This is a genomic window from Novosphingobium beihaiense (assembly GCF_022832375.1).
Lineage (GTDB): Bacteria > Pseudomonadota > Alphaproteobacteria > Sphingomonadales > Sphingomonadaceae > Novosphingobium > Novosphingobium beihaiensis.
Window position 1 is genome coordinate 190,921 of the sequence record NZ_JALHLG010000009.1, and the last position, 26,229, is coordinate 217,149.

General features: G+C 65.4%; 23 protein-coding genes. 15 read left to right on the forward strand and 8 right to left on the reverse strand.

Annotation, left to right across the window (positions count from 1 at the left end; translation table 11 throughout):
• Positions 1 to 27: 27 nt before the first annotated feature.
• The 8 genes from MTR66_RS09275 (at position 28) to MTR66_RS09310 (ending at position 10,084) form a co-directional block, all read left to right on the forward strand.
• Positions 28 to 1,662 (forward strand): putative bifunctional diguanylate cyclase/phosphodiesterase, encoded by a 1,635-nt coding sequence (locus tag MTR66_RS09275; protein ID WP_243920043.1) that lies wholly within the window; start codon positions 28 to 30, stop codon positions 1,660 to 1,662.
• Between the two features lie 32 nt (positions 1,663 to 1,694).
• Entirely contained in the window at positions 1,695 to 3,779 is a 2,085-nt protein-coding gene (locus MTR66_RS09280) for a TonB-dependent receptor plug domain-containing protein (RefSeq protein WP_243920045.1), read from the forward strand.
• 13 nt (positions 3,780 to 3,792) lie between these two features.
• Positions 3,793 to 4,308: a YfiR family protein gene (locus MTR66_RS09285; RefSeq protein ID WP_243920047.1), complete on the forward strand. Its 516-nt coding sequence runs from the start codon at positions 3,793 to 3,795 to the stop codon at positions 4,306 to 4,308.
• Complete coding sequence (locus MTR66_RS09290) at positions 4,308 to 5,834, forward strand: ATP-binding protein (RefSeq protein WP_243920049.1); 1,527 nt, start codon at positions 4,308 to 4,310, stop codon at positions 5,832 to 5,834. Before MTR66_RS09285 ends, MTR66_RS09290 begins: the two co-directional genes overlap by 1 nt.
• Before the next feature lie 46 nt (positions 5,835 to 5,880).
• Positions 5,881 to 6,579 carry a response regulator gene (locus MTR66_RS09295; RefSeq protein ID WP_243920057.1) on the forward strand — a complete coding sequence of 233 codons (699 nt, stop codon included), beginning with the start codon at positions 5,881 to 5,883 and terminating at the stop codon, positions 6,577 to 6,579.
• Between the two features lie 82 nt (positions 6,580 to 6,661).
• On the forward strand, positions 6,662 to 7,792 hold the full coding sequence (locus MTR66_RS09300; protein WP_243920059.1) for a glycerophosphodiester phosphodiesterase: 1,131 nt from the start codon (positions 6,662 to 6,664) through the stop codon (positions 7,790 to 7,792).
• Positions 7,793 to 7,854: 62 nt separating this feature from the next.
• A complete protein-coding gene (locus MTR66_RS09305; RefSeq protein WP_243920061.1) occupies positions 7,855 to 8,256 on the forward strand; it encodes a metallopeptidase family protein in 402 nt (133 codons plus the stop codon).
• Positions 8,257 to 8,320: 64 nt separating this feature from the next.
• Entirely contained in the window at positions 8,321 to 10,084 is a 1,764-nt protein-coding gene (locus MTR66_RS09310) for a bifunctional metallophosphatase/5'-nucleotidase (protein WP_243920063.1), read from the forward strand.
• A gap of 144 nt (positions 10,085 to 10,228) precedes the next feature.
• Here MTR66_RS09310 and MTR66_RS09315 read toward each other — a convergent pair whose 3' ends face one another.
• From MTR66_RS09315 to lgt, 3 genes are read right to left on the reverse strand one after another with little or no spacing between them, the layout of a single operon-like run.
• Positions 10,229 to 10,684 (reverse strand): YiiD C-terminal domain-containing protein, encoded by a 456-nt coding sequence (locus tag MTR66_RS09315; RefSeq protein ID WP_243920065.1) that lies wholly within the window; start codon positions 10,682 to 10,684, stop codon positions 10,229 to 10,231.
• The gene (locus MTR66_RS09320; protein WP_243920074.1) at positions 10,684 to 11,736 is read right to left on the reverse strand and encodes a class I SAM-dependent methyltransferase; all 1,053 of its coding nucleotides are present in this window, start codon (positions 11,734 to 11,736) and stop codon (positions 10,684 to 10,686) included. Before MTR66_RS09320 ends, MTR66_RS09315 begins: the two co-directional genes overlap by 1 nt.
• The gene (gene lgt, locus MTR66_RS09325; protein ID WP_243920084.1) at positions 11,736 to 12,647 is read right to left on the reverse strand and encodes a prolipoprotein diacylglyceryl transferase; all 912 of its coding nucleotides are present in this window, start codon (positions 12,645 to 12,647) and stop codon (positions 11,736 to 11,738) included. Before lgt ends, MTR66_RS09320 begins: the two co-directional genes overlap by 1 nt.
• Positions 12,648 to 12,860: 213 nt before the next feature.
• Between lgt and MTR66_RS09330 the strand changes: the two genes are divergently transcribed.
• The 3 genes from MTR66_RS09330 to MTR66_RS09340 all read left to right on the forward strand — a co-directional run bounded on the left by MTR66_RS09330 (position 12,861) and on the right by MTR66_RS09340 (position 17,691).
• Entirely contained in the window at positions 12,861 to 15,620 is a 2,760-nt protein-coding gene (locus MTR66_RS09330; protein WP_243920093.1) for a [protein-PII] uridylyltransferase, read from the forward strand.
• 128 nt (positions 15,621 to 15,748) lie between these two features.
• Entirely contained in the window at positions 15,749 to 16,912 is a 1,164-nt protein-coding gene (locus MTR66_RS09335; RefSeq protein WP_243920095.1) for a patatin-like phospholipase family protein, read from the forward strand.
• Positions 16,909 to 17,691: a 3-hydroxybutyrate dehydrogenase gene (locus tag MTR66_RS09340; RefSeq protein WP_243920097.1), complete on the forward strand. Its 783-nt coding sequence runs from the start codon at positions 16,909 to 16,911 to the stop codon at positions 17,689 to 17,691. Before MTR66_RS09335 ends, MTR66_RS09340 begins: the two co-directional genes overlap by 4 nt.
• A 240-nt stretch (positions 17,692 to 17,931) precedes the next feature.
• On the opposite strand, the gene MTR66_RS09345 is transcribed toward MTR66_RS09340, so the two are convergent.
• The 5 genes from MTR66_RS09345 to MTR66_RS09365 all read right to left on the reverse strand — a co-directional run bounded on the left by MTR66_RS09345 (position 17,932) and on the right by MTR66_RS09365 (position 22,545).
• Positions 17,932 to 18,132: a hypothetical protein gene (locus MTR66_RS09345; protein WP_243920099.1), complete on the reverse strand. Its 201-nt coding sequence runs from the start codon at positions 18,130 to 18,132 to the stop codon at positions 17,932 to 17,934.
• 70 nt (positions 18,133 to 18,202) lie between these two features.
• A complete protein-coding gene (gltX, locus tag MTR66_RS09350) occupies positions 18,203 to 19,534 on the reverse strand; it encodes a glutamate--tRNA ligase (RefSeq protein WP_243920101.1) in 1,332 nt (443 codons plus the stop codon).
• Between the two features lie 70 nt (positions 19,535 to 19,604).
• Positions 19,605 to 20,252: a murein L,D-transpeptidase catalytic domain family protein gene (locus MTR66_RS09355; protein ID WP_243920103.1), complete on the reverse strand. Its 648-nt coding sequence runs from the start codon at positions 20,250 to 20,252 to the stop codon at positions 19,605 to 19,607.
• A gap of 221 nt (positions 20,253 to 20,473) precedes the next feature.
• On the reverse strand, positions 20,474 to 22,129 hold the full coding sequence (locus MTR66_RS09360; RefSeq protein ID WP_243920105.1) for an NAD+ synthase: 1,656 nt from the start codon (positions 22,127 to 22,129) through the stop codon (positions 20,474 to 20,476).
• Between the two features lie 245 nt (positions 22,130 to 22,374).
• The gene (locus MTR66_RS09365; protein WP_243920107.1) at positions 22,375 to 22,545 is read right to left on the reverse strand and encodes a hypothetical protein; all 171 of its coding nucleotides are present in this window, start codon (positions 22,543 to 22,545) and stop codon (positions 22,375 to 22,377) included.
• Between the two features lie 168 nt (positions 22,546 to 22,713).
• Between MTR66_RS09365 and MTR66_RS09370 the strand changes: the two genes are divergently transcribed.
• Genes MTR66_RS09370 through MTR66_RS09385 form a run of 4 tightly spaced genes read left to right on the forward strand, consistent with a single transcriptional unit; the run spans position 22,714 to position 26,229 of the window.
• Positions 22,714 to 23,721, forward strand: coding sequence for an ArsR/SmtB family transcription factor (locus tag MTR66_RS09370; protein ID WP_243920121.1), 1,008 nt, complete (start codon positions 22,714 to 22,716; stop codon positions 23,719 to 23,721).
• Entirely contained in the window at positions 23,718 to 24,647 is a 930-nt protein-coding gene (gene metF / locus MTR66_RS09375) for a methylenetetrahydrofolate reductase [NAD(P)H] (protein WP_243920123.1), read from the forward strand. Before MTR66_RS09370 ends, metF begins: the two co-directional genes overlap by 4 nt.
• The gene (locus MTR66_RS09380) at positions 24,644 to 25,690 is read left to right on the forward strand and encodes a homocysteine S-methyltransferase family protein (protein WP_243920132.1); all 1,047 of its coding nucleotides are present in this window, start codon (positions 24,644 to 24,646) and stop codon (positions 25,688 to 25,690) included. The genes metF and MTR66_RS09380 overlap by 4 nt, the downstream gene beginning before the upstream one ends.
• A gap of 14 nt (positions 25,691 to 25,704) precedes the next feature.
• Positions 25,705 to 26,229 carry a GNAT family N-acetyltransferase gene (locus MTR66_RS09385; protein ID WP_243920134.1) on the forward strand — a complete coding sequence of 175 codons (525 nt, stop codon included), beginning with the start codon at positions 25,705 to 25,707 and terminating at the stop codon, positions 26,227 to 26,229.

Here is a 26,229-nt window from a genome sequence, read left to right on the forward strand (position 1 = left end):
GTTCATTGAACGGAAAGCGCACTCGATATGGTTTCTGCTTTGGGACAATGGAATTCCGGACTCGCGGTTGTCCTCGCCTGCCTGCTGCTGACGATGCCTGCATTCACGTTCGTGGCGCTGCGGCGCTTGCGGCTCCTGCGCGATCACGAGAAAATTCGCCGCGCGATCGACCAGATGGCCGGCTGCGATTTCGAAGGTCCGGACCCGCGCCTGGAAACCACCCGCCTCAAGAGCGTGGAAAGCGCGCTCCTGCGCCTGCGCCCGCAATTACAGGACAGGATCAGCAAGCTGGAATGGACCGCGCACCATGACAGTCTGACGAACCTGCTCAATGCCAACAGTTTTCGCGCCCAGTGCGAGAAAGTGATGCTGGCATCGCCTGGCGGCATCTGCCGCAGCGGCGCCCTGCTCTATTTCGACGTCAACGAATTCAAGAAGATCAATGACACGCTGGGCCACCATGCCGGGGACCAGGTGCTGGCCACGATCGGCGACCGCCTGCGCCTTGCCGCCATGAGCTTTACCGACACCCGCCTGCAGGCCTTCGCGGACGGTACGCCACCGTGCGATTGTGAGCCGGTTGTCGCCCGCATCGGCGGGGATGAATTCGCCATGCTCCTTCCGGGGGAGCTATCGCACGATCAGGTCGAGCGGTTTGCCCAGCGGTTGCAGCGTGTGATCGGGGAGCCCTGCTTCGTCGGCCTGCAGACGCTGCGCATCCGCCTCTCCATCGGCATCGCCTTCTGGCGCGAGGGCGAGAAGAGTTTCGACCGGCTTCTCGCCGCGGCCGACAGCGCGATGTATTCCGCCAAGAGCAAGGGCGGCGGCCATTACTGCTTCTTCACGGAAAAGATGCGCACGAATGCCGACCGGATCCTCAAGAAGGAACTGGAACTGCGCCATGCGCTGACCAACCGGCAGTTCGCACTCCATTTCCAGCCGCAGCTCAATCTGCGCACCGGCCGGATCGATACCGCCGAGGCCCTGATCCGGTGGAACCACCCCACGCGCGGGCTGGTGATGCCGGGCGATTTCATTCCCTTCGCTGAAAGCCATGGCCTGATCGACGAGATCGGCGACTGGGTCATGACCGAAGCCGTGCGCACGGCGGCGCAGTGGCAGGAACAGGGCGTCCGCCTGAAAGTCTCGATCAACGTTTCGCCCAAGCAGCTCCAGCGGGTCGAACTGATCGCAATGATCCGCGCCAATCTGGAGCACTATGGCGTCGCGCCCAGCCGTATCGAGATCGAGATCACTGAAGCCGCGATCATGCGCGACGAAGGGCACTCGTTCGAACGGCTCGAAAAACTGCGTGACGATGGCGTGACGGTTGCGCTGGACGATTTCGGCACCGGCTATTCCAACCTTTCGCAGCTCATGCTGCTGCCGATGGACCGCCTGAAACTCGACAAGTCGCTGATCGACGGCATCGCCAACGACCAGCGCAAGTGGACGATCGCCATCGGCATGATCCGCCTGGCGCGTGACCTTGGCTTCCAGGTCGTGGCCGAAGGCGTGGAACTGCCCGAACAGGTCGAGCTGCTGGAAGAGGCCGGGTGCGATTTCATCCAGGGCTACCTCATTTCCAAGCCGCTGCCACAACCCGAATTGCTGGCTCTGGTCGATGCCTTTCAGGCAAAATCTGTAGGGCGCGCGGCCTAAGCGGCGGCGTTCCTTGGGATGCGGAAAAGACGATGAGGCAACCAAACATCACCAAGGCCATCGGCGCCCTGTCCGCGGCACTGGCCCTGTTTGTGCTGCCCGCGCCCGCACAGCCCCAGGAACCAGCTGCGGTTGAGACCGCCGCTCCTTCGCAGCAGATGGACGAACTTCTCGGCATGTCGCTGGAGGACATTCTCTCGCAGGAAGTGACATCGGTGGCCAAGAAGGCGCAGCATGTCGCCGATGCCCCGGCCGCCGTCTACGTCGTTTCGCAGGACCAGATCAGCCGCTCGGGCGCACGCACGCTGGCGGACCTGCTGCGCCGCGTGCCGGGAATGGACGTGTTCGAACTGCAAGGATCGACCTCGACGATATCCGCCAGAGGGTTCTCCTCGCGCTTCGCCTCCAATCTGCTGGTGATGGTCGATGGCGCGGCGATCTACAACACCGCGATTTCGGGGATGTTCTGGGATCAGGCGATATTCCCGCTGCAGGACATCGAACGCATCGAAGTGATCCGCGGCCCGGGCGGCACGCTGTGGGGCAGCAATTCGATCAACGGCGTGATCAACATCATCACCAAGCAGAGCGTCGATACGCAGGGCCTGCGGCTGAACCTCAAGGCCGGAACGCGCGACGTGCGGACCGAGGCGGGATACGGCGCCCAGCTCTCTCCCTCGCTCGGCGTGCGCCTCTACGGCACCTACCGCCATTCGAAGGGCCTGCAACTGGCGGACGGCCAGAACATCGGCGACAAGTGGAACGGGGCGCTGGGCGGCGTCCGGCTGGACTATGCCCCCAGCGACAACGACAGCGCCGTCGTGCTGGCCGAAGTGTCCGGCGGCCATTTCACGGAAACGATCACCGGCCTCTCGGTAACCCAGGACGGCCCGGTGGGAACCATCCTCCACCCCCGCAGCAATTTCAATTCCGAGCATGTTCTGGCCCGCTGGAAGCACGGCTTCACGCAAGATTTCGATCTGGTGGGGCAGGTTTACTACAACCGGCTCCACCGCACCGAATTCGATGCCGGTGTCACCCGCGAGCTTTATGACGCCAGCCTTGAGGGGCATTGGCGCCTGAATTCGCTGCACGATGTGAATTTCGGAATCTCGGGACGCATCGCCCATGACACGGTTTCCAGCAGCCGCATGATCCGCCTGGAAAATGGCGCGAACACGGACCACTGGCTGACGGGATACCTCCAGGACGAGATCGCGCTTGTTCCCGGCAAGCTGGCCCTTACGGCCGGTTCCAAATTCGAAGTGAACGACTTCAGCGGCTTTCAGGCCCAGCCGAGCCTGCGCCTGTTCTACCGGTACAACGATAGTCTGGCGTTCTGGGCCGCAGCTTCGCACGCCGTGCGCACACCGCTCTTGCAGCAGCGCAAGATGGATGCAAACCTTCTGATCTGGCAGCCGGACACGCCCCGGCCGGAGGAGACCCCCCTGTTGTTCATCTTGCGCGGAAACAAGGACGTCCGCGTCGAAGAACTGACTTCGTTCGAAGCGGGCGCCCGGGCATCGCTGTCCCGGTCATGGTCCCTGGATCTCTCGTTCTACCGGAACCGGTACAGCCACCTCGTCACCGCCGAAACGGTCAGCGTCGAACCGCTCGTCGTCCCGCCGTTCCCCGGTCCGGTGGGCACCGTTGCCCGCAGCACTTTCGGGAACAACGGCACAGGGCGTTCGTGGGGTTTCGAGCTGGTGCTCTCCGGCCAGATCACCCCGCAATGGAAGACGGAACTGTCCTATTCCTATCTCGATCTGCACGTCGAGACGGAAACCGGCGGCACCATCTTCCCCTCCTTCGTGGTCACGCCCGCCGATTCCTCGTCGAACAGCCAGCTGCGCGCCACCACCTCCTACGACATCGGCGACAAGATCAGCCTCGGCGGATCGCTGCACTATGTGAGCAAGTCCATCGACGGGGTGCGCCCGGCCTTTACCGATCTGGATCTGAGGGCCGCCTACCGGCCGCGCTCCAATATCGAGATCGCCGTGACCGGCAGCCATCTGCTCCAGGACCGGCGCCTCGAATTCTACGAGGACTACGTGCCGCTGCCACTGGGCTATGTGCCGCGCACCGTAACGCTCGAAACCCGGGTCCGCTTCTGAGCGGCAAACAGCGATGGCCCTTTTTCCCAAACTTCGAACCAACGGTCTGGCCGCCATCGTGCTGCTGCTGACGAGCGTGCCGCAAGCGCGGGCAAGCGATAACCAGGGCAATGTCAAAGCCGTCATCATCTTCAACATCCTGCGCTTCGCCAGCTTTCCCGACACCCATCACGTGCTGCGGCTGTGCACGCGCGACAGCGAGGCGATCGCCCGCAACCTGATGGCGCTCGACGGGCGCAGCCTCGGCCAGCGCCAGCTCGATGTCGTGTTCGTCTCCTCGTGGAACGACAACATGGATAGCTGCGATGTGATCTATGCCGGTTCCACCGCGGCAGAGGCCTTGCCCCGGTTACGGCGCGGCCAGATCACCATCGGCGATGGCCCTTCGTTCATCGATCACGACGGCACCGTCGGCCTGATCAAGTTCGGCGGGCAGACGCGCTTCGCGATCAATGCCCATGCCGCCAGGCAAGTGGGCGTCCGGTTCAGTTCGCAGCTCATGCGTCTGGCCGCCAGAGTCATCAACTGATGGCGAAAGTCCGGCTCTTCGGTTTTCTGGCACGCCAGCCGTTTCACAAGAAACTGATGCTGTTCAGCGTGATCGCGATGGCAGCCGCCGTTTCGCTATCGATCGCCGGGCTGATCGGCACGCAGTACAAGCACTATCACGACGTGTCCGACCGCCAGTATACCCAGCTGGCCGAAGTGCTGGCCGGGAATCTGGGCGCGGCGGTAGTCTTCGACGACCGCGCCACGGTGGATTCGATCCTGCGGTCCGCCCATGCGATCCCGAACATCGCCTGGATCGAGGCGCGCGATCTGCAGGGCCGGATGATCGTCGGACGCCGGGCCCGGGGGCTGTCCCGCCAGGATCTGGCCCGGGCGCGCCAGTCCGCCGTCGATCCCGACCAGCAGGGGTGGGCCGGGATCACGGCCCATTACGCGCGGCGGGTCATGCCGATCCGGGTGGACAAGGCGAAAATCGCCGAGCTGGAAATCGGCTACAGCTACCGCTCGCCCTGGTCGATCCTGCAGGAAGTGCTTCCGGCCGCGACAGCGATCTTCTTCGTCTGCATGGCAATCGGCATCTACGTCGCCAACCGCCTGCGCCGCCTGGTATCGCGCCCGTTCGACCGCATGCAGTCCGCCATTCAGTCCGCGCGCGTTTCGGGCAAACTCGATGCCCGCGTCGAACTGACCGGGGATTCCGATTTCGACGGCCTGATCCACAGCTACAACCGCATGCTCGACGTGCTTGAAACGCGTAGCGGGGAACTGGCTAGCGCGCGCGACGCGGCAGAGTCCGCCAATATCGCCAAGAGCGCCTTCCTCGCCAACATGAGCCACGAACTGCGCACACCGCTCAATGCCATCATCGGCTATACCGAAGCCCTGCGCGAGGATCTGGGAAACGCGGGGCTGGCCCGCTCGGTCGAGGATGTGAACTGGATTCACGTATCCTCGCACCAGTTGCTGGAGCTGATCAACAGCCTGCTCGACCTGTCGAAGATCGAGGCCGGGCGCATGGAGCTGGACCTGCACAGCTTCGACCTGCCTGCCCTGCTGCGCGAGGTCGAAGCCACGCTGCAGCCGCTCGCCGCCAAGCAGGGCAATGCGCTGACCGTCACAATCGATCCCGCGCTCGGCACTGTCCGCAACGATTCCACCAAGCTGCGCCAGTGCCTGCTCAATCTGGGCAGCAATGCCTGCAAGTTCACCCGCGACGGTTTTATCGACATCACGGCGCGGGCCGAAGACGCCGATCTGGTCTTCGAAGTCTCGGATACCGGCATCGGCATGAGCGGCGAGGAACTGGAACGGCTGTTCCAGCCTTTCGTCCAGAGCGATTCCTCGACCACGCGCCGCTATGGCGGCACCGGGCTGGGACTGGCGCTGATCAAGCGCTTCGTCACCCTGCTGGGCGGCACGGTCACGGTCAACAGCGAGGCCGGATATGGCACGACATTCATCGTGCGGCTCCGGCGCGATCTCGACACCTCCGCCGCCGAAACCGCACCGGCCGAAAATCCCCCGCACGCGAAGTGCGCGACATGACCGGGCTCCCCCGCCGCCGGCCCCACACGAACAAACGGAAATTGCCATGACGGCTGAACACACCGCCCCATGCCCGCCCGCCATTCTCGTCGTCGACGATGTCGAGGGCAATCGCGCGGTCGTGTGCCGCCGCCTCGAACAGGCGGGCTATACGCTGTTTCAGGCGGAGACCGGGCCGCAGGCGCTGCAGTGCCTGCGCTCGCAGAAGATCGATCTTGTCCTGCTCGATTACATGATGCCCAACATGAGCGGCATCGACGTGCTCAAGGTGCTGCGCGAGGACTGGAAAATGGACGCGCTGCCCGTGATCATGCTGACCGCGCGGGCCGAGGCGCAGGCGCAAGTCGAAGCGCTCGAAGCGGGCGCTGACGACTATGTGACCAAGCCCATCGATTTCGAGGTGCTGCGCGCCCGGATCGAAAGCCACCTGGTCAAGCACAAGACCAGCGACCTGCTGCGCCAGGCCAATGCCGCGGCGGACGAGCGCGCGGCGCTGCGCGTGCTGGCGATCGACCAGCTGCGCGACGAACTGGAAAACGAAATCGCCTTGCGGCGCGCGGCCGAACGTGCGGTGGCGGAAATGCAGAACGGCCCCGCGCACGGCACCATATCCGCCCTCCCCGAAGACCTCGAACGCGCACTCAGCATCATCGATGCCATGGCCCGCCAGCTCGACGAAGGCCGCCCCGTCAACCGCGCCCTGCTCCGCTCGCTGCGCACGCTGGTCCAGTCGTTCGCGGCCTGATGCCCCGGCGCTGTCGTGTCACTGTCATCGCGCCCGCCTATCGCGCGGCTTTCCACGACGATGCCCGAAGGAACCTGCGGCCATGACCGATCTCAACCTGACCCGCCGCACCCTCGTCGGCAGCGCGCTCGCGGCAGCCGGGGCCGTGCATGTGCCGGGTGCTTTCGCAGCAACCGCGCATCCGCCGCTGCAGCGCCCCGCCAAGCCGCTGGTCATCGGCCATCGCGGCGCCCCCGCGCTGCGCCCGGAACACACGCTGGCAAGCTATGCCAAGGCGATTACCGATGGCGCCGACTTCATCGAGCCCGATCTCGTTGCCACGAAAGACGGCGTGCTGATCGCCCGGCACGAAAACAACATCGCCGATACCACTGACATTGCGGCCCGCCCCGAATTCGCGGCCCGCAAGACCACCAAGACCATCGATGGCGAGACGATCACCGGCTGGTTCACCGAGGATTTCACTCTCGCCGAAATCAAGTCGCTGCGCGCGAAGGAGCGCCTCGGCGCGCTGCGCCCGGAAAGCGAGGCCTATGACGGGCAGTTCCAGATCGTGACGCTGGAGGAAATCACCGATTTCGCCGCTGCCGAGGCCGCCGCGCGCGGGCGCACGATCGGCCTGATCCCCGAGATCAAGCACTCCACCTATTTCGCTGGGATCGGCCTGCCGCTCGAACAGCGCCTGCTCGACCGGATCGCCGCCAGTTCCTATCTGCAAAGCGCGCCGCTGATCATCCAGAGCTTCGAAGTCTCGAACCTCAAATGGCTGCGCGCGCGTCTGGCCGGGCAGAAGAACGTGCAGCTCATGCAGCTGACCGTGCCTGCCCCGGTGCGCCCCGCCGATCTCGCCGCCAAGGGCAGCGGCCCCACCTACAACGAGATGCAGGCCCCGCGCGGGCTGGCCGAAATGGCCACTTATGCCGACTGGATCTCGCCCTACAAGCTCGCCCTGCTCCCGCGCGGCGAGGACGGCAACCTGAGCGATACGCCCACCGCGCTGATGGCCGATGCCCATGCCGCCGGGCTGCTCGTCGCCTCGTGGACGTTCCGCCCGGAAAACCAGTTCCTGCCCGCCAATCTGCACAGCAGCGCCGACGGCACCGCACGCAACCCGCAAGGCAGCGTGGCCGAAATCCGCGCTTACCTTTCCGCCGGTCTCGACGCTTTCTTCACCGACGATCCCGCCATCGGGCGCAAGGCGGTGGACGGCTGACCGGCGCACCGCACCGCCGCAAAGCGCAAGACGCGGCGCCTCTGGCAGTCTATCGTAGAGCGATGACCAACCGTTTCGGTTCCGCCCCCGGCCCCGCCGTTTTCGAGGCGCTGGCCCATGCCGCCTTCGCCCGCATCCCTGCGCCTTTTGCCGAACACCTCGACGGGATCACTGTCCATGTCGAGGAATTCGCCGATGCCGAAACCCTGCGCGCGGTGGGGCTGGAAGACCCGTTCACCCTGACCGGCCTCTATCACGGGCGGCCGATGAGCGAGGAAAGCGTCTGGGCCTCGGGCGAGTTCCGCCCGCGCATCACCCTCTACCGCCAGCCGCTGCTCGCCGAATGGTGCGAGACGGGGGTGACGCTGGAGGATCTGGTGACGCATGTGGTGGTGCACGAGGTGGGCCACCATTTCGGCCTCAGCGATGCGCAGATGCACGCGCTGGAGGAAAGCACGCGGTAAAATCGCACGCCCCGCGCGCAATTGGCCGCTGGAGCGTCACGCTTTCATGCGATAGAGCCGCGTCATGATCTTCCAGCCCCTGAAACGCGCCGCCCCTCTTGCCGCCCTCACCCTGCTGGCCGCCTGCGCCGCGCCGCAGGCCGCGCATCATGCTGCCGCCCCGGCAGCCGAGCCGCCGGTGCAGGTGGGGATCATCGCCATCAACGATTTCCACGGCGCGCTGGAGCCGCCCAAGGCCGCCGTCGCCGCGCCGGACGGCAAGGGCGGCACCATCCCCGTCCCGGCGGGCGGCGCGGCCTGGCTTGCCTCGGCGGTGGACCAGATCAAGGCCGAGCACCGCTATCATGTCGTGGTGGCGGCGGGCGATCTCACCAGCGCCTCGCAGCTCGCATCCTCGCTGCATCTCGACGAACCGGCGGTCGGCGTGATGAACCGCATCGGGCTTGAATTCAACGCGGTGGGCAACCACGAGTTCGACCGCGGCTGGAAAGAACTGCAGCGCCTGCAGAACGGCGGGTGCGAGAAGAACACGCGGCTGCAGCCGTGCCAGCTCGAACAGTTTCAGGGCGCGAAGTACAAATACCTCTCGGCCAGCACGTACAAGGCGGACGGCACCACGCTGTTCCCCGCCACCGGGCTGAAAAGCTTCGGCACCGGCGCGCGCAAAGTGACGGTGGGCTTCATCGGCCTTGCGCTCAAGGACGTGCCCACGCTCGTCTCACCCCACGAAGTGAAGGGCCTGACTTTCGGGGACGAGGCCGATGCCATCAACCGCGAAGTGCCCCGGCTCAAGGCCGAGGGTGCCGATGCCGTGGTCGTGCTGATCCATCAGGGCGGCCACACCACGCCGGGTAATCCGAACAGCTGCCACGACCTGACCGGCCAGATCAAACCGATCCTCGACCGGCTGAAGCCCGGCGTCGATGTCGTCGTCTCGGGCCACACGCATTGGCAATATATCTGCCATTACGGCCAGACCGGGCCCGGCGACCAGATCCTGCTCACCAGCGCGGGCGTCTACGGCAAGCTGGTGACGGACATTACGCTGGCCATCGATCCGGCCACCCACCGCGTGATCGCCAAGACCGCGCATAACGTGATCGTGCAGTCGCAAGGCTATACCAGCGGGCGCGGCGATGTGCCCAATACCAAGCTCTATCCGCAATTCGCGCCGCGTGCGGACGTGGCACGCTACGTCGCGACTTACGAGAAGGACGCCAAGGATCTGATCGCGCGGCCGGTGGGCAAGCTCTCCGGCCCGGCGGCCAAGCCTTCGAGCGAAAGCATGGAGGGTGGGCCGCTCGGCAACCTGATCGCCGACGGGCAGCTCTATGCCAGCAGGAGCGCCGGTGCGCAGATCGCCTTCACCAATCCTTTCGGCATCCGCGCCCCGATCGATCCCGCGCCTGACGGCACGGTGACGTTCGGCCAGATCTACAGGGTGCAGCCGTTCAACAACAATCTGGTGACGATGACGCTGACCGGCGCGCAAGTGCGCGCGGTGATCGAGGAAGGGCTGGACGATAACGGCACCAAGCAAGTGCTGGCGGCCTCGGCAGGGCTGAAATTCACTTTCGACATGCACCGTCCCTCGGGCCAGCGCGTGGTTTCGCTGACGCTGGACGGCAAGCCGGTCGTTCCTTCGGCGGACTACCGGGTGACAGTGGTGAACTTCCTCTCCGAAGGCGGCGACGGGTTCTCCACCTTCAAGCAGGGCAGAGACAAAGTGCTCGGGATCATCGATAACGTGGCCATGCAGCAGTGGATCGCCGCCGTGCCGGTGCGGCAGGTGCCCGAAGACGTGCGCGCGATGGAGACCGGCGGCTGATGGGGCCCAATCCTCCCTGTTTTGCATAGCAAAATGGGGAGGTGGCATTCGCGCAGCGAATGACGGAGGGGTTTCTTACCCCTCCACCACCCGCTACGCGGGCGGTCCCCCTCCCCGTCACTTCGTGACAGGGAGGATTGGGCGTTACGCTCCGTCCCGCAAAAATGCGGCGAAGCGGCCTTTCAGGTGCCCTGCTTCCGCACCGCTGCACGCAAGCACCGATTCCACTTCGATCCGCGCGCGCCTTTTGCGGGCCAGCATTTTCATGAACGCAGGCCATGCGCTTTCGTCCGCCAGCTTCGATGACGCCGTGAAACTGCCCTGCATCGGCCGGGTATAGTCCATCCGGTTGGACTGGATCACCACTTCGGCGGGGGGCAGCCCCGCGTCCTCCAGCCGCAGATGCACCAGCGACCACGCCGCCAGAATCGCCAGTGCCGAGGCGCTGCCGCCGAAGACCGTGCTCTTGTGATTGATGTTCGGCTCCAGCGGCGCGGAGAGAACCACCGATTGCGCCGAAGCCGATAGAACCTGCACGCGCATCGCCGCCGACAAGGGAATCTGGCGGTGCAGGTAATCGCCCAGCGCCTGCGGATCCATCAGAAAGCCGCGCCCTGCGGCCAGTCCGGCGCGGCCAGACCCATGACCTTGAACAATGTCCCCATCTGCTCTTCCCCGGTCAGACGCTCCAGCGCCGATCTTAGGGAATCCGCGTGCTCCGGCGCCGCTGCAGCAAGCTTTGCCGCGCGCGCGCCGATCCCGAGATCGCGCAAGAAAGCGCCCTGCGTCACAGTGCCGAGATGGCGCGCCCCGCCCGACCGTGCGGCATCGGCCATGGCGGCGAAATCGACCAGGCACGTGAGGTCCGCCTCGCCCGGCATCGCGAAAGGATCGACCTTGGTATGCTCCTTAAGCGCCTGCAGCGTCGAGCCGGTGCGGCTGGCGTCGTAGCCGTAGTCGATGAACAGCGCCGCGCCGCCTTGCGCGGCCAGCCGTCCGGCGATGTCGTGCACTACCGCCACAGCGCCGGGGCAGGTCTCGATCAGCGTGCCGTCCGCCTGTTCGCGCATATCCGCAGGCACGGCGGCGTCCATCAGCTTGTCCCCGGCGACGGGCAGGAAGTGCCCGTCCTGCCAATCGACCATGCGCTCGCGCCAGCCTTGCGGCGTCTTCACCAGCTGGCGTACCGGCAGCGCGTCCAGAAATTCATTGGCCATGACCAGCAGCGGCCCGTCTTCCGGCAGGCTGGCCACATCGTGATGCCACTCAGCCTGTGGCACGGCGGCGCGCTGGATCTCCCTCAGCGCGGTGGAGCCTTCGACCAGATGGACGTGCGGCTCCAGCCCGGCGCGCTGCATCGCCCGCAGCGCATCGCGCGCCAGCGTGCCGCGCCCGGGGCCCAGCTCCACATAATGGACATGCTTGCCGCCCCCGGCCCGCATCCAGATATCGGCCAGCCACAGCCCGGTCAGCTCGCCGAACATCTGGCTCACTTCGGGCGCGGTGATGAAATCGCCCGCGCTGCCCAGCGGATCCTTGCCCGCATAGTAACGGGCATTCGATTCACCCATGAAATGCTGCAGCGTGACCGGGCCGAAATTGGCGATCAGCCGCTGGAACGTCGCGGCCAGCGGCTCCGCGCTGTCCGCCATCAGGCGGCGGAGGGCGCCATGGCCGCACCGCCGCTGGCCAGCTCCGGCTTCATCAGCGCGCGTGCGATCATGACCAGGCCGAGCGCGATCAGCGGGATCGTCAGCCATTGCCCCATCGACAAGCCGGTGTTGCGCGCGAATTCTGCGAGTTGGGCATCGGGCTCGCGGAAGAACTCGACGATGAAGCGCGCGCAGGCGATGCCGGTGGTGAACACGCCCACCAGCAGGCCGGGACGGAAGCGCGCACGCGTTTTCCAGAACAGCGGCAGCATGATGATGATCATCATCAGCCCTTCCAGCCCGGCTTCGTAAAGCTGGCTGGGATGGCGCGGCAGCGGCCCGGCATCGGGGAAGATCATCGCCCAGGGCAGGTTCGGGTCCGTGACCACGCGGCCCCACAACTCTCCGTTCACGAAGTTCGCCAGGCGGCCGAACATCATGCCGAAGGGCACGCAGACCGAAATGTAGTCCGCCACCCGCACGAAATTGAGGCCATTGCGCCAGGACACCCACAGCAGCGCCAGCAACACGCCGATCAGCCCGCCATGGAAGCTCATGCCGCCATGCCAGAGCTGCACCAGTTCCGTGGGATGCAGCCACATGCTGGGAATGTCGGAATCGCCGCCGGTGTAGAACGTGGCATAGCCCAGACGCCCGCCCAGAATGATGCCCAGCGTGCAGTAGAAAAACAGATCGTCCGCATGACGCTGCGCCAGCGGGGCGCCGGGCGCCTTGATCATGCGCGACAAGTGCCAGTAGCCCAGCAGGATGCCTGCCAGATAGGCCAGCGAATACCAGCGCAGCTCGAAACTGCCGATCCGGAACAGGTAGTTCTTGAGGCCCAGATCCACCCAGTGGATCGGTTCGTGCACTTGCGCCGCGGCGGCGGCGGCCAGTTGGATCAGGGACATTCGGCCTCGCTGGTGTGTCCTGGGGCGGCCCGGCAGGGCCAAGACGGCTCGGTTACGGGGCGCCTTCTGGCATAGCCCGCCCGAGGATGGTAGCCCGCGTTTTCACAGTGTGGCTGCACGGCGGCTGAACGCGGGATCGCAGAACACGGCAAGGCGGCAGCCCCGGCCCAGTGCCTTTCCTTAGCCATCCCTACCGTTTAGAAGCCGCATCCCATGAACAGCGTGATCCGGATTCCCTCGCCCCGCACCGTGATCGACCGGCGCGAGCTTGTGCTGCAGCTCGACAAACTGGCCGAAGAGCACGGGCGCACCAAGGCCCGCCAGCCCGTAGTCGAAGCCCTGCGCGCCGCGCAGGACGCGGGCCGCGCGGAAATCGCCCGCCGCCTTGTCGAAAAGCCCTCCGCCGGGCACGAAGTGGCCGAGGCGCAGGCTTTCCTCACCGACCAGCTCATCCGGGTGATCCACGATTACGTGGTCCAGTACGTCTATCCCGCCAGCAACCGCTCCAAGGGCGAACGGCTGACGATCATGGCCGTGGGCGGATACGGACGCGGCGAGATGGCGCCGCATTCGGACGTCGACATCGCGTTCCTCACCCCGATCAAGAACACCCCGTGGTGCGAGCAGGTGATCGAGGCGATGCTCTATTTCCTGTGGGATCTGGGGCTCAAGGTCGGCCACTCCAGCCGCTCGCTGGACGATATGGTGCGCATGTCGAAATCGGACCTGACGATCCGCACCGCGATGCTCGAAGGACGCTATGTCTGGGGCGATCAGGCGCTGTTCGAGGAAGCCAGCCAGCGCTTCTGGAAAGACGTGGTCTCGGGCACCGAGCGCCAGTTCGTGGTAGAAAAGCTGGCCGAGCGCGAGGAACGGCACAAGCGCATGGGCGATAGCCGCTATGTCGTCGAGCCCAACGTGAAGGAAGGCAAGGGCTCCTTGCGCGACCTGCACACGCTCTACTGGATCGGCAAGTACATCCACAAAGTGCGCGATCCTTCCGAACTGGTCTCGGTGGGCCTGCTCACGCGCAAGGAATACCTCTCGTTCCGCCGGGCCGAGAACTTCTTCTGGGCCGTGCGCTGCCACCTGCACACGATCACCCGCCGCGCCGAGGACCGCCTGACTTTCGACCTGCAGCGCGAAGTGGCCGCGCGCATGAACTTCTCCGACCGCCCCGGCAAGAGCGCGGTCGAGCGGTTCATGCAGATGTTCTTCCTGCAGGCGAAAGTGGTGGGCAACCTCACCGGCGTGTTCCTCGCCCAGCTGGACGAGCAGTTCGCCAAGAAGCAGCCGCGCGGGCTGCTGGCGGGCTTTCGCGCCAAGCCGCGCACAGTCAAGGGCTACAAGGTCTTCGGCGGGCGCATCAAGGCGCCTTCGGACGACTGGTTCGCCAACGATCCGGTGCGCCTGATCGAAATCTTCGTGCTGGCGGACAAGGAAGGGCTGGAAATCCATCCCGATACCATGCGCCTGATCTCCCGCGATGCGGCGCTGATCAAGGAGGACGTGCGGCACGACAAGCGCGCCAACGAACTGTTCATCAGCCTGCTGACCAGCCGCAACAATCCCGAAGTGGTGCTGCGCTGGTTCAACGAGGCGGGCGTGTTCGGCCGCTTCGTCACCGAATTCGGCCGCGTCAACGCGCAGATGCAGTTCGACATGTACCACCACTACACGGTGGACGAGCACACCATCCGCGCGATCGGCCTGCTCTCCCGCATCGAGAAGGGCGAACTGAAGGACGATCACCCGCTGGCGCACGATATCGTGCACAAGGTGCGGTCGCGCCGCGCGCTCTACATGTCGGTGCTCCTGCACGATATCGCCAAGGGGCGCGGCGGCGATCACTCGGTGCTGGGCGCCGAAATCGCGCGCAAGCTGTGCCCGCGCTTCGGGCTGGACGAAGAGGAAACCGAACTGGTCTCCTGGCTGGTGCGCCAGCATCTGCTGCTGGCCGCCACAGCCTTCAAGCGCGACTTGTCGGACGGCAAGACGATCCGCGATTTCGTGGAAGTGGTGCAGTCTCTGGACCGGCTGCGCCAGCTTACCATCCTCACCATCGTCGATATCCGCGCGGTGGGGCCGGGCACCTGGAACTCGTGGAAGCGCCAGCTCATCGGCGAACTCTATGCCGCCACCGAGGAACGGCTGCGGCTGGGCCATGCCGAATTCGGGCGCGAGAAGCGCGTGGCCGCGAAGAAGGCCGCCGTCGCCGCGCTGGCACCGCAGAACGAAGCGCTCGTCGAGAAGATCGGCGCCAAGTTCATCGACGCCTACTGGATCGCCGAGAGCGAGGACGTGATCGCCAAGAACCTCGCCCAGCTCGAAGCGGCCGAGGCGCTGGAGCATGCGCTTTCGATCCACACCGAATACTATCCGGCCCATGGCGCCACGCTGGTGACGGTGATCGCGTCCGACCACCCGGGCCTGTTCTACCGCATTGCCGGGGGCATCCATCTGGCGGGCGGCAACATCATCGACGCACGCATCCACACCACCCGCACGGGCCGCGCGGTTGACAACTTTCTGGTACAAGACCCGCTCGGGCGCCCGTTCATGGAGGAAGCCCAGCTCGAACGGCTGCGCACCTCGATCGGCAATGCGCTGGCCAACCGCATCAAGATCCTGCCGCAGCTCGTCGCCAAGCCCGATGCCCGCCCGCGCGCCGATGCCTTCGAAGTGCGCCCCCGCGTGATCTTCGACAACAAGGCCTCGAACCGCTTCACCGTGGTGGAAGTCAACGCGCGTGACCGTCCCGCACTGCTCAACCGGCTGGCCTATGCGCTGTTCGAATCGCGGCTGATGGTCCATTCGGCGCATATCGCCACTTATGGCGAACGCGCGGCGGATACGTTCTACGTCACCGACCTGCTGGGCGAGAAGCTCACCTCCACAAGCCGCCTCAAGGCGCTCGAACGGCGCCTGCTGGAAGCTGCGACAGAGCAGCTTGCCGAAGAAGCGGCGGCCTGAACGCCCGGCCCGCCCACGTGCCATACACTCGGTTACAAACCTGCCGTTGAAAGGAACTTCGCGAAACCCCAGGTGTTGCAATGCAGCATGCTCAGTGCTTTGCCCCCTCCACTGTGCAGGATCTTGCCATGAATGCTCCTGACCCCGATCATCCCCCTGAAACGCAATGCGTCCTCGTCCTGCAGGGCGGCGGCGCGCTCGGCGCCTATCAGGCCGGCGTGTATGAAGCACTGGCCGGTCTAGGCGCTTCGCCCCACTGGATATCCGGCATCTCGATCGGCGCGATCAATGCCGCGATCATCGCGGGCAATCCCCCGCAAGACCGCGTGCCCGCGCTGCGCCAGTTCTGGGATACGGTTTCGGGCGAGCTGCTCTACCGGCTGGACGAGCCCATCGGCTTTGCCCGCCGCACGTTCAACGAAGCTTCGGCGCAATATGCCGCGGCTTTCGGCGTGCCGGGCTTCTTCACGCCGCGCTGGCCCATGCCCTTTCCCGAATGGCCCGCGCGGCTGGGACAACTGAGCTATTACGACACCACGCCGCTGCGCAATACACTGCTGGATCTGGTCGATTTCGACCGCATCAACAGCGGCGAGACCCGCTTCAGCGTCGGCGCCGTCAACATGCTGACCGGCAACTTCGCCTATTTCGACAATACCCGCCGCACGATCGGCCCTGAACACGTGATGGCCAGCGGCGCGCTGCCGCCCGGTTTCCCGCCGGTCGAGATCGACGGCAAATGGTACTGGGACGGCGGCCTCGTTTCCAACACGCCGCTGCAATATGTGCTCGACAACCGCACGCCCTGCCAGATGACGGTGTTTCAGGTGGACCTGTTCTCCGCGCGCGGGACCGAACCGCGCACGCTGGCCGATGTCGATCAGCGGGTGAAGGACATCCGTTTTTCCAGCCGCACCCGCCTTGGCACCGATCAGTCCCGCGAGGTCCAGAAGATACGCGCCGCCGCGCACCGGCTGGCCCGCAAGCTGCCGCCCGAATGGCGCGAGGATCCCGATCTGGCCGGAATCCTCAATCACCATCCCGAAGGCGCGGTGGCGGTGATGCACCTGATCAACCGCACGCGCGGCTACGAAACCAATTCCAAGGACTACGAATTCTCGCGCATGACCATCCACGAACACTGGGCCGCCGGACGCGCCGACGCGCTCTATTCGCTGGAGCACCCCGACTGGACGGGCCGCGCGCTCGAAGCCGATGAAATCGCCACTTTCGACCTGGCCGGCGACAGATTGAACCCGCCGCTGACCGCACCCAACGGAGAGAAAGCATGAAGCTCAAGGACAAGGTCTGCATCGTCACCGGTGCCGCCAGCGGCATCGGCAATGCCATCGCTCACAAGTACGCCTCCGAAGGCGGCAAAGTGGCGATTGCGGACCTGAACATCGAAGCCGCGCAGAAAGCGGCGGAAGACATCAAGGCCCAGTTCGGCACCGAAGCCATGGCCGTCGCCATGGACGTCACCAGCGAGGAGCAGGTGAACGCGGGCGTTCAGGCCGTCGTCGATGCCTGGGGCACGGTGGACGTGCTGGTTTCCAACGCGGGCATCCAGATCGTCAACCCGATCGAGGAGTTCCAGTTTTCCGACTGGAAGAAGATGCTGGCGATCCACCTCGACGGTGCTTTCCTCACCTCCAAGGCCTGCATCCCGCACATGTATGCGCAAGGATCGGGCGCGATCCTGTTCATGGGCTCAGTCCATTCCAAGGAAGCAAGCAAACTCAAGAGCGCCTATGTCACCGCCAAGCACGGGCTGCTCGGCCTCTCGCGCACGATCGCCAAGGAGGCGGGACCCAAGGGCGTGCGCACCAATGTGATCTGCCCTGGCTTCGTGCGCACCCCGCTGGTGGACAAGCAGATCCCCGAGCAATCGAAGGAACTGGGCATCCCCGAAGAGGAAGTGATCAGCAAGGTCATGCTCGGCCAGACGGTAGACGCCGAATTCACCACGGTAGAGGACATCGCCGAAGTCGCGCTGTTCTTCGCCGCGTTCCAGACGAACGCGCTTACTGGCCAGTCGCTGGTCGCCAGCCACGGCTGGTTCATGGAGTAAGGCAAACGTGGCGGGGCCCGCGCGGTATGCCCCCATGCCTCCCGCGCGGGCCCCAAGCCCCTGCCGGCCGGCCTAGCTGCCAGCCTCTGCGAAGGATTAGGACGGATCGACATTCAGCCCTGACGGCCTGCAAATGGCGCTTTTGCACGCTTCCGGTGCTCACGTACATGAAGTACGCTGCGCTCCGGCTCGCGCAAAAGCACCATTTTCGGCTCGCCATCTTCTGAATGTCGATCCGTCCTAGCCCTTCGCTGTTTTCGCCAGAATCTGGCGCGTGACGATCCATGTAACCGGCAAGGCCAGAACGAACCCTGCAGCCGCAGCGATCAGGATCGGCCGCGCGCCAACCATACCCGCAGCCAGAACTCCGGTAATACCCACGCCCATCAGCACGGTCATCACCAAGGCATGAATGGCCAGAATGATAATGAAGAAGCGCATGATACCGCCCTCCTCGCGAATCTGCGCGAAGAATTACTAAGCATCAGCGCAAAGATTACTTTGATCGCGGTCAACCCGCCGCGCGCAGCCGTTCCTCCGCCGCCTCGCGCCCGATCAACGGAAGCAGCGCGCCCATGTCGGGGCCGTGGTCCATGCCGGTGAGCGCCTGACGCAGCGGCAGGAACAGGGCCTTGCCCTTGCGCCCAGTGGCGGCCTTGAGCGCGCCGGTCAGCGCTTTCCACACATCCGCGCCCCATTCCAGTTCGGCCAGCGCTTCGGCGGCCTGCACCAGATAGGCGCGGTCTTCATCGGCGAAGGCAGGTGCCGCGACCGGGCCCGTCACCACCCGCCACCAGTCGGCGGCTTCGGGCACATGCGTCAGATTGGGCCGCACCGCTTCCCATGCCGCTTCGTCCATGCCTTCGGGCAAACGGTCCGCCACCGCCGCGAAAGGCAGGGCGTGAACGATGGCGGCATTCACGCGCTCCAGCTCCGCCTCGTCGAAACGGGCAGGCGCGCGGCCGAAGCGGGAAAGATCGAAATGCGCGGCCAGCTCGGCGAGGCCCAGCGCCGGATCCACCGGATCGGAGGTGCCCAGCCGCCCAAGCAGCGCCACCAGCGCCTGCGGCTCGATCCCCGCCTCGCGAAAATGCGCCGCGCCCAGCGAGCCCAGCCGCTTGGACAGCTTGCCCTCGGTGCCGACGAGCAGCGCCTCGTGCGCGAAACGCGGCACGGCGCCGCCCAGCGCGGTGAACATCTGGACTTGCGTGGCCGTGTTGGAAACATGGTCCTCGCCGCGCAGGATGTCGGTCACGCCCATGGCGATATCGTCGATCACCGAGGGCAGCATGTAGAGCCACGATCCATCGGCGCGGCGGATCACCGGATCGGACATCATCGCCGGATCGAAATGCTGCGCGCCCCTGATGCCGTCAGTCCATTCGATCGGTTCCTCGCGATCGAGCAGGAAGCGCCAGTGCGGCAGTTCTCCCGCCGCCAGCTTCGCCGCCTTGTCCTCTTCGCTCAGCGAGAGCGCGGCGCGGTCGTAGATCGGCGGCAGCCCGCGCCCGAGCAGAACCTTGCGCTTCAGTTCCAGCTCCTGCGGCGTTTCCCAGCAGGGATAGATGCGCCCGGCGGCCTTCAGCCGTTCGAATGCGCCTTCGTATAGATCGAAACGGGCCGACTGCCGTTCTTCCCCTTCCGGATGGAGGCCCAGCCAGGCGAGATCGGCGCGGATGGATTCGACATAGTCTTCGCGGCTGCGCGCGGCGTCGGTATCGTCGATGCGCAGCACGAAGCGCCCGCCCCCCTGTTTCGCCAGCAGGAAGTTGTGCAGCGCCGTGCGGATATTGCCGACATGCAGGTGCCCGGTGGGCGAAGGGGCGAAGCGGGTAACAGTCATGGCGCGCGATTACGGCGCGCGCGCGCCCGCGTCAAAGGGTTCGGCCCGCAGAGGCTTTCGAAACGGTCCTTCAGGCGCGCGGCGGAGACGCGTAGAGCAGGCAGCCCTCGTCGAGATGCTCCAGCACACCGGCAATCTGGCTGCGCTCCACGGAAAAGCAGCCGAGGCTGCGGCCGATCTGCCCCTGCGAATGAATCAGGCTCCGGTTAACATAGGCCGCACCGTGGATGACGATCGCACGTTCCAGCGCCAGATTGTTCTGCGGATCGAGCCCCATCAACCGCCGCGAGGCGCCATGCTTGCCGTAATAACGGTTGGCGATAACGAAGCTGCCCGCCGAGGAGGCATTCGACCCCGGCCGGTTGGACAGCCGCTCGACCCAGCCAGTGTGGCGCGGGTCCGATCCCCGGCCGTGGGCCACGAGATAGGAGCCGACGATCCGGCCGTTCGCGACATCGACGATCTGGAAGCGTTTCTTGCTCGAATGCTCGGCGAAATCGACCAGCCCCACGCGCTCGCGGCTGCCGACACGCGATCCATGCGCATCGAGCGCGGCCAGCGCCTTTGTCAGCAACGGCGGCCGGTTTGCCGCTTTCGGCACGGCAGGCACGAGTGCCTTGATGGCTTTGCTATGCGATCCGGCAACGGCTGCCGAAGCAGGCCCGCTCGCCAAAGCGGCAAGCGCCCCGCCGACGAAAAGACGGCGACTCAATTCCATGTTGTGTTCGACCCCGGATTGTTCCCGATAAGGTAAACCTAACTCTGGAGGAGTGAACTTCAAGTTAGACTGAGCTTTTAAATCCTTTGAAACTCCGCCGCCAAACGCATGGACAGCACGGTTTGTCTCTTTTGTCCGTCCAAGCCGGAACAATTACCGGTTTGGCCTGCAAGCCCTTTCTTCACGGAACGGCAGGCGAGTCGCAGCCTTCCTCCTTCCTGTCAGGCGCTGCGGAAGGCGTGGGTGATCGGATAGCGGCGGTCGCGCCCGAAATTGCGGGCCGTCAGCTTCACCCCCGGCGGGGCCTGGCGGCGCTTGTATTCCGCCAGATGCAGCAGGCGTTCGATGTGCTGCACGGTCTCACGCGCGAACCCTTCGGCCACCACCTGCTCCACGCTCTTGTCGTTCTCGACCAGGCCGATGAGGATCGGGTCCAGCACGTCGTAAGGCGGCAGGCTGTCCGAATCGCGCTGATCGGCGCGCAGTTCGGCGGTCGGCGGCTTGGTCAGCACGTTTTCTGGGATGACCGTCCCGGACGGGCCCAGCCCGATGCGCGGCGCATGGCGGTTACGCCAGCGCGCGAGCGCGAAAACGGTCGTCTTGTAGGCATCCTTCAGCGGATTGTAGCCGCCCGCCATATCGCCGTAGATCGTGGCATAGCCCACGCTCATCTCGCTCTTGTTGCCCGTGCTCATCAGCATCGGCCCGAACTTGTTGGACAGCGCCATCAGCGCGGTGCCGCGAATGCGCGATTGCAGGTTTTCCTCGGCCACGTCCCGGCTGGTGCCTTCAAACGCCTCGCCCAGCATGGCATCGAAGCCATCGACCGCCGCCCCCACCGGCATTACCGTATAGCGGATGCCCAGCGCATCGGCGCAGGCTTCCGCATCGTCGAGGCTTTCCTGGCTGGTAAAGCGCGAGGGCATCATCACCCCCCAGACCCGCTCCGGCCCCAGCGCATCGGCGGCAATCGCCGCGCAGACCGCCGAATCGATCCCGCCCGACAGGCCTAGCACGACGCCCGGGAAGCCATTGCGGTTCACATAGTCGCGCAGGCTCAGCACCATCGCGCAATAAATATCCTCCGGGTGGGTGGCGAGCGGCTCCACCGCGCCCCGGTCGCAGCGCCAGCCCTGCGCGGTCTTGGTCCAGGCCGTCTCCACGACCTGCTCTTCCCAATCCCGGCATTGCACCGCCAGCCCGCCATCGCCGTTCACCACAAAGCTCGCCCCGTCGAACACCAGCTCATCCTGCCCGCCCACGCGGTTGAGATAGGCCAGCGGCAGCCCGGTATCGACCGCGCGGCGCTTGGCCACGCCTTCGATGCGCAGCGCATCCTTGTTGATCTCGTAGGGGCTGCCGTTGATGCACACGAACATCTCGGCCCCGAAATCGGCGAGGTGGCGGCAGACTTCGGGCTGCCAGATATCCTCGCAGATGGGCACGCCGATCATCGTGCCGCGCAGGATAACCGGCTCCGGCAGAGGGCCGGGCTGGAACAGGCGCATTTCATCGAACGTGCCGTAATTGGGCAGCTCGTGCTTGAGCCTCACCGCCGCGACGCGCCCCTGATCGAGCAGGGCCACCCCGTTGTGCAGCGCGCCATCGAGCACGAAAGCGGAGCCCACAAGCATTGCCGGGCCGTCCGACGCGCTGGCCTCGGCCAGTTTCTGCAGTTCGGCGGCGGCGCGCTGAATCAGCGAGGGCTTGAGAATCAGGTCTTCGGGCGGATAGCCGATCAGGTGGAGTTCGGGAAAAACGATCAGATCGCTGCTGCGCGCCCGCTGCCGCGCCTCCAGCACGTTCTGGGCATTGCCGGGAATATCCCCCACCGACTGGTTGAGCTGGGCGAGGGCAATCTTCAGCGTATCGGGCATGGCGGTTTGATGCCCGCCGCCAAACAGCGTTGCAAATGAAAACCCGCCCCAAATGCCCGCATAACCAAACAAAATGGCAAACGGGCCAGGCCGGCCACGCAGACGGCAGATACAAAAAACCCTCCCGCTGGGGAGGGCTTTCGTCCGCCTTGCGGCGGACTTTCCATTTCACCCGGCAAACCGGGGAATGGAAAGCGGCGGGGGCCGCCCATGCCGCTATGACATGCGGCGGCCCCCAGGCCGGATTACATCGCCTCGGACGCTGCCTCGGTGGGCATGTCGGTGGCGTCACCGGTCATCATTTCTTCCGGAGCGGTTTCAACCGACTCGGTCTCGGTCGGAGCCGGAGTCCCACCGCAAGCGGCGAGCGACAGAGCGGCAGCCGACGCGAACGCGGCGAAAGCAATCTTCTTCATGCGAATCCCCTTGCATTGTTTGGCGCATAGGCCAACGCTTGCAGGCAAGCCTGCGGGGCCATTCTTTAGACGAGACAATGGTGCAACGCAAACAGGAAGTGAGAGAGCGGAAAGCCGCCGATTTCCTTGGGGTTGCACACATATAAAGATATCTTTATATGATCTGGCATGCGGATAGACCCCCTCTTGCGCGCCCTTTCCGAGCCGACGCGCCTGCGCATCATGCGCCTGCTGGCCCACATGGAACTGGCCGTGGGAGAGCTTGCCCAGGTGCTCGGACAGAGCCAGCCGCGCGTCTCCCGCCATATCCGTATTCTGTGCGACGCCGGGCTGGCCGAACGCCGCAAGGAAGGCAGCTGGGTCTTCCTGCGCAGCGCCATCGGCGAACAGTCCGCCCAGCCGCTGGCCGCCGCCGCAGCCCGGCTGCTCAACGTCGCGGAGCAGGAGGACACCACCTTTGCCGCGCGCTGCAGCGAGGACCGCCGCCATCTCGCCGCGATTCGCGCCAGCCGCGAAGCCAGCGCCGAGGCCTATTTCGCCCGCCATGCCCAGGAATGGGACACTCTGCGCCTGCTCTACGGTGCCGACGAACCGGTGGAAGCCGCGCTGCTGGAAGCGCTCAACGGCGCAAGTCTCGGCGGCCTGCTGGACATCGGCACCGGCACCGGCCGGATGGCGGAGCTGCTTTCCGAGCGCGCCGCCCACGTCACCGCGCTCGACAAGAGCCCCGAGATGCTGCGCATCGCCCGCGCCCGGCTGCAGTCCCTGCCCGCCAGCAAGGTCGATCTCGTGCAGGGCGATTTCACCGGGCTGCCGTTCGGCGCGGCAGCTTTCGACACCGTGCTGTTCCACCAGGTGCTGCACTATGCACAGGACCCGGGCGCCGTGCTGGCCGAGGCGGCGCGCGTGCTGCGCCCGTCGGGCCGGATCGCGGTGGTCGATTTCGCCGCGCACGACCGCGAGGAACTGCGCGAACGCCACGCCCATGCCCGCCTGGGTTTTTCCGACGAACAGATGCTCACGCTGCTCAGCGAAGCGGGACTGGCGCCGGAAACGCCATGCGCGCTTCCGGGCAATCCGCTGACCGTGAAGATCTGGACGGCGCGCCGCGATTGCGCCACGCCGCCAGCCGACACCGGCACGAACACTGCAACACGAAAGACGACTTCCGCATGACTGCTGCTGCAAGACCGGCCGAACTTCCCCTATTCGGGCAAATGCCAGGCGACATATCCGTCTCCTTCGAATTCTTCCCGCCCAAATCGGAGAAGATGGAAGCCCAGCTATGGGATGCGATCACGCAGCTCGCCCCGCTGGCACCCAGCTTCGTTTCCGTGACATATGGCGCGGGCGGCACCACCCGCGAACGCACCCATGCCACTGTGGCCCGCATCATCCGCGAGACCGGCCTGGTCCCCGCCGCGCATCTGACTTGCGTGGGCGCGAGCAAGGCCGAGATCGCCGAGATCGTCGACCAGTACTGGGACGCGGGCGTGCGCCGCATCGTCGCGCTGCGCGGCGATCCGCCCCCGGCGGACGGCGGCAAGTTCGTGCCCCATCCTGAAGGCTATACCAGCGCGGCGGACCTCGTGGCCGGGCTCACGGCGCGGCACGATTTCGACATTTCAGTGGCCGCCTATCCCGAAGTCCATCCCGAAGCGTTGAGCGCTGAGGCCGATCTCGACAACCTGAAGCGCAAGATCGACGCCGGGGCCAGCCGCGCGATCACCCAGTTCTTCTATTCGACCGACGCCTATTTCCGCTTCCTCGACAAAGTGCTGGCAGCCGGGATCACCGCGCCGATCCTGCCGGGCATCATGCCGGTGACAAGCTTTGCCGCGATCCGCCGCATGTCGGGCAATACCGAGATCCCCGGCTGGCTGGAAGCGATGTTCGAAGGACTGGACGAGCGCCCCGGCCCGCGCGCGCTGGTCGCCGCCGTGGCCGCCGCGGACTTGTGCAAACGTCTCTATGACGGTGGCGTTCGCGATTTTCACTTCTATACGCTCAACAAGGCCGAGCAGGCATATGCGATCTGCCAGCTTCTCGGCCTGCGCCCGAATACGAAACCTGTCACGAACCCTGTGGAGAATGCTGCATGAGCGCCCGCGAAACGTTCCTTGCCGAGGCGGCCAAGCGCATCCTCATCACCGATGGCGCTTTCGGCACCGAGATCCAGAACTTCAAGCTGGCCGAAGCGGACTATGCCGGTGACCTGGGCCTGAGCCACGACCAGAAGGGCAACAACGACATCCTGGCGCTGACCAAGCCCGAAGTTCCCGAGGCGATCCACCGCGCCTATTTCGAGGCCGGGGCGGACATCGCCGAGACCAACACCTTCAGCGCCAACCGCATCAGCCAGGCAGACTATGGCGCCGAGCATCTGGTGCGCGAGATCAACGTCGCCTCGGCCCAGCTCGCCCGCCGCATGGCCGACGAGTTCCAGGCCAAGGACGGACGGCCCCGTTTTGTGGCCGGTGCCATTGGCCCCACCAACAAGACGCTCTCGCTCAGCCCCGACGTCAACGATCCGGGCTACCGCGAGATCGACTGGGACACGCTGGTCGATGTCTACAAGGAACAGGCCGCCGCCCTCGTCGAAGGCGGGGCGGACTTCATCCTGATCGAGACGGTGTTCGATACGCTCAACGCCAAGGCCGGGATCATGGCGGTCAAGCAGCTCGAAACCGAGCTGGGCCGCGAAGTGCCGATCATGCTCTCGATGACGCTGACCGACCTTTCGGGCCGCAACCTCTCGGGCCACACGGTCGAGGCGTTCTGGCATGCGGTGCGCCATGCCAAGCCGGTGACGGTGGGTCTCAACTGCTCGTTCGGCGCCACCCAGCTTCGCCCGCATGTAAAGGTGCTGTCGGAAATCGCCGACACGCTGATCATGATCTATCCCAACGCCGGGCTTCCTAACGAACTGGGCGCCTATGACGAAATGCCCGACACCACCGCCGGGTTCGTGAAGGAATGGGCGATCGCCGGACAGGTCAACGTGCTGGGCGGCTGCTGCGGCTCCACGCCCGCGCATATCGCCGCCATGGCCAAGGCCGTCACCGGCGTGGAACCGCGCAAGGTGCCAGCGCTGGAGCCGGTGACGCGGCTGGCGGGCCTCGAACCCTTCACCATGGCGGCCTGAAACAGGATACCGCGATGGAAGCCACGCCCATCTGGCGCATTCGCAGCGCCGGCCCGGACGATGCCGATGCGCTCGCGCTCATTTCCGGGGCAACCTTTCTGGAAAGCTTCGCCGGAGTGGTCGATGGCGGGGCGATCGTCTCGCATTGCGGCCGCGAACTGAGCGCCGGCACCTATCGCGCGCTGTTCGAAAAGGGCGCGCGGGCCTGGCTGGCCGAAGTCGAGCCCGGCCACGCCCCGATCGGTTACGCCCTGCTGTGCGCGCCGGAGCTGGACCAGGCGCAGCCCGGCGATCTGGAACTGAAGCGCATCTATGTGCTGGAACGCTTTCACGGCACGGTGATCGGCAGCGCGCTGATGCGCCGGGTCTGCGAAGCGGCACAGGGCGCGGCCCGGCTGCTGCTGGGCGTGAAGCAGGACAACAACCGCGCACTCGCCTTTTACCGCAAGCACGGCTTCGAGACGATCGGCACCCGCAGCTTTGTCGTCGGCGGCAAGACATACGACGACTTCGTTCTCGCCCGCCCGCTGGCCAACTGA

Excerpts from the sequence above, each read along its gene's own strand:
- MTR66_RS09275 (WP_243920043.1), top strand. The coding sequence starts at position 28 with ATGGTTTCTGCTTTGGGACAATGGAATTCCGGACTCGCGGTTGTCCTC.
- MTR66_RS09280 (WP_243920045.1), top strand. The coding sequence starts at position 1,695 with ATGAGGCAACCAAACATCACCAAGGCCATCGGCGCCCTGTCCGCGGCA.
- MTR66_RS09285 (WP_243920047.1), top strand. The coding sequence starts at position 3,793 with ATGGCCCTTTTTCCCAAACTTCGAACCAACGGTCTGGCCGCCATCGTG.
- MTR66_RS09290 (WP_243920049.1), top strand. The coding sequence starts at position 4,308 with ATGGCGAAAGTCCGGCTCTTCGGTTTTCTGGCACGCCAGCCGTTTCAC.
- MTR66_RS09295 (WP_243920057.1), top strand. The coding sequence starts at position 5,881 with ATGACGGCTGAACACACCGCCCCATGCCCGCCCGCCATTCTCGTCGTC.
- MTR66_RS09300 (WP_243920059.1), top strand. The coding sequence starts at position 6,662 with ATGACCGATCTCAACCTGACCCGCCGCACCCTCGTCGGCAGCGCGCTC.
- MTR66_RS09305 (WP_243920061.1), top strand. The coding sequence starts at position 7,855 with ATGACCAACCGTTTCGGTTCCGCCCCCGGCCCCGCCGTTTTCGAGGCG.
- MTR66_RS09310 (WP_243920063.1), top strand. The coding sequence starts at position 8,321 with ATGATCTTCCAGCCCCTGAAACGCGCCGCCCCTCTTGCCGCCCTCACC.
- MTR66_RS09315 (WP_243920065.1), bottom strand. The coding sequence starts at position 10,684 with ATGGATCCGCAGGCGCTGGGCGATTACCTGCACCGCCAGATTCCCTTG.
- MTR66_RS09320 (WP_243920074.1), bottom strand. The coding sequence starts at position 11,736 with ATGGCGGACAGCGCGGAGCCGCTGGCCGCGACGTTCCAGCGGCTGATC.
- lgt (WP_243920084.1), bottom strand. The coding sequence starts at position 12,647 with ATGTCCCTGATCCAACTGGCCGCCGCCGCCGCGGCGCAAGTGCACGAA.
- MTR66_RS09330 (WP_243920093.1), top strand. The coding sequence starts at position 12,861 with ATGAACAGCGTGATCCGGATTCCCTCGCCCCGCACCGTGATCGACCGG.
- MTR66_RS09335 (WP_243920095.1), top strand. The coding sequence starts at position 15,749 with ATGAATGCTCCTGACCCCGATCATCCCCCTGAAACGCAATGCGTCCTC.
- MTR66_RS09340 (WP_243920097.1), top strand. The coding sequence starts at position 16,909 with ATGAAGCTCAAGGACAAGGTCTGCATCGTCACCGGTGCCGCCAGCGGC.
- MTR66_RS09345 (WP_243920099.1), bottom strand. The coding sequence starts at position 18,132 with ATGCGCTTCTTCATTATCATTCTGGCCATTCATGCCTTGGTGATGACC.
- gltX (WP_243920101.1), bottom strand. The coding sequence starts at position 19,534 with ATGACTGTTACCCGCTTCGCCCCTTCGCCCACCGGGCACCTGCATGTC.
- MTR66_RS09355 (WP_243920103.1), bottom strand. The coding sequence starts at position 20,252 with ATGGAATTGAGTCGCCGTCTTTTCGTCGGCGGGGCGCTTGCCGCTTTG.
- MTR66_RS09360 (WP_243920105.1), bottom strand. The coding sequence starts at position 22,129 with ATGCCCGATACGCTGAAGATTGCCCTCGCCCAGCTCAACCAGTCGGTG.
- MTR66_RS09365 (WP_243920107.1), bottom strand. The coding sequence starts at position 22,545 with ATGAAGAAGATTGCTTTCGCCGCGTTCGCGTCGGCTGCCGCTCTGTCG.
- MTR66_RS09370 (WP_243920121.1), top strand. The coding sequence starts at position 22,714 with ATGCGGATAGACCCCCTCTTGCGCGCCCTTTCCGAGCCGACGCGCCTG.
- metF (WP_243920123.1), top strand. The coding sequence starts at position 23,718 with ATGACTGCTGCTGCAAGACCGGCCGAACTTCCCCTATTCGGGCAAATG.
- MTR66_RS09380 (WP_243920132.1), top strand. The coding sequence starts at position 24,644 with ATGAGCGCCCGCGAAACGTTCCTTGCCGAGGCGGCCAAGCGCATCCTC.
- MTR66_RS09385 (WP_243920134.1), top strand. The coding sequence starts at position 25,705 with ATGGAAGCCACGCCCATCTGGCGCATTCGCAGCGCCGGCCCGGACGAT.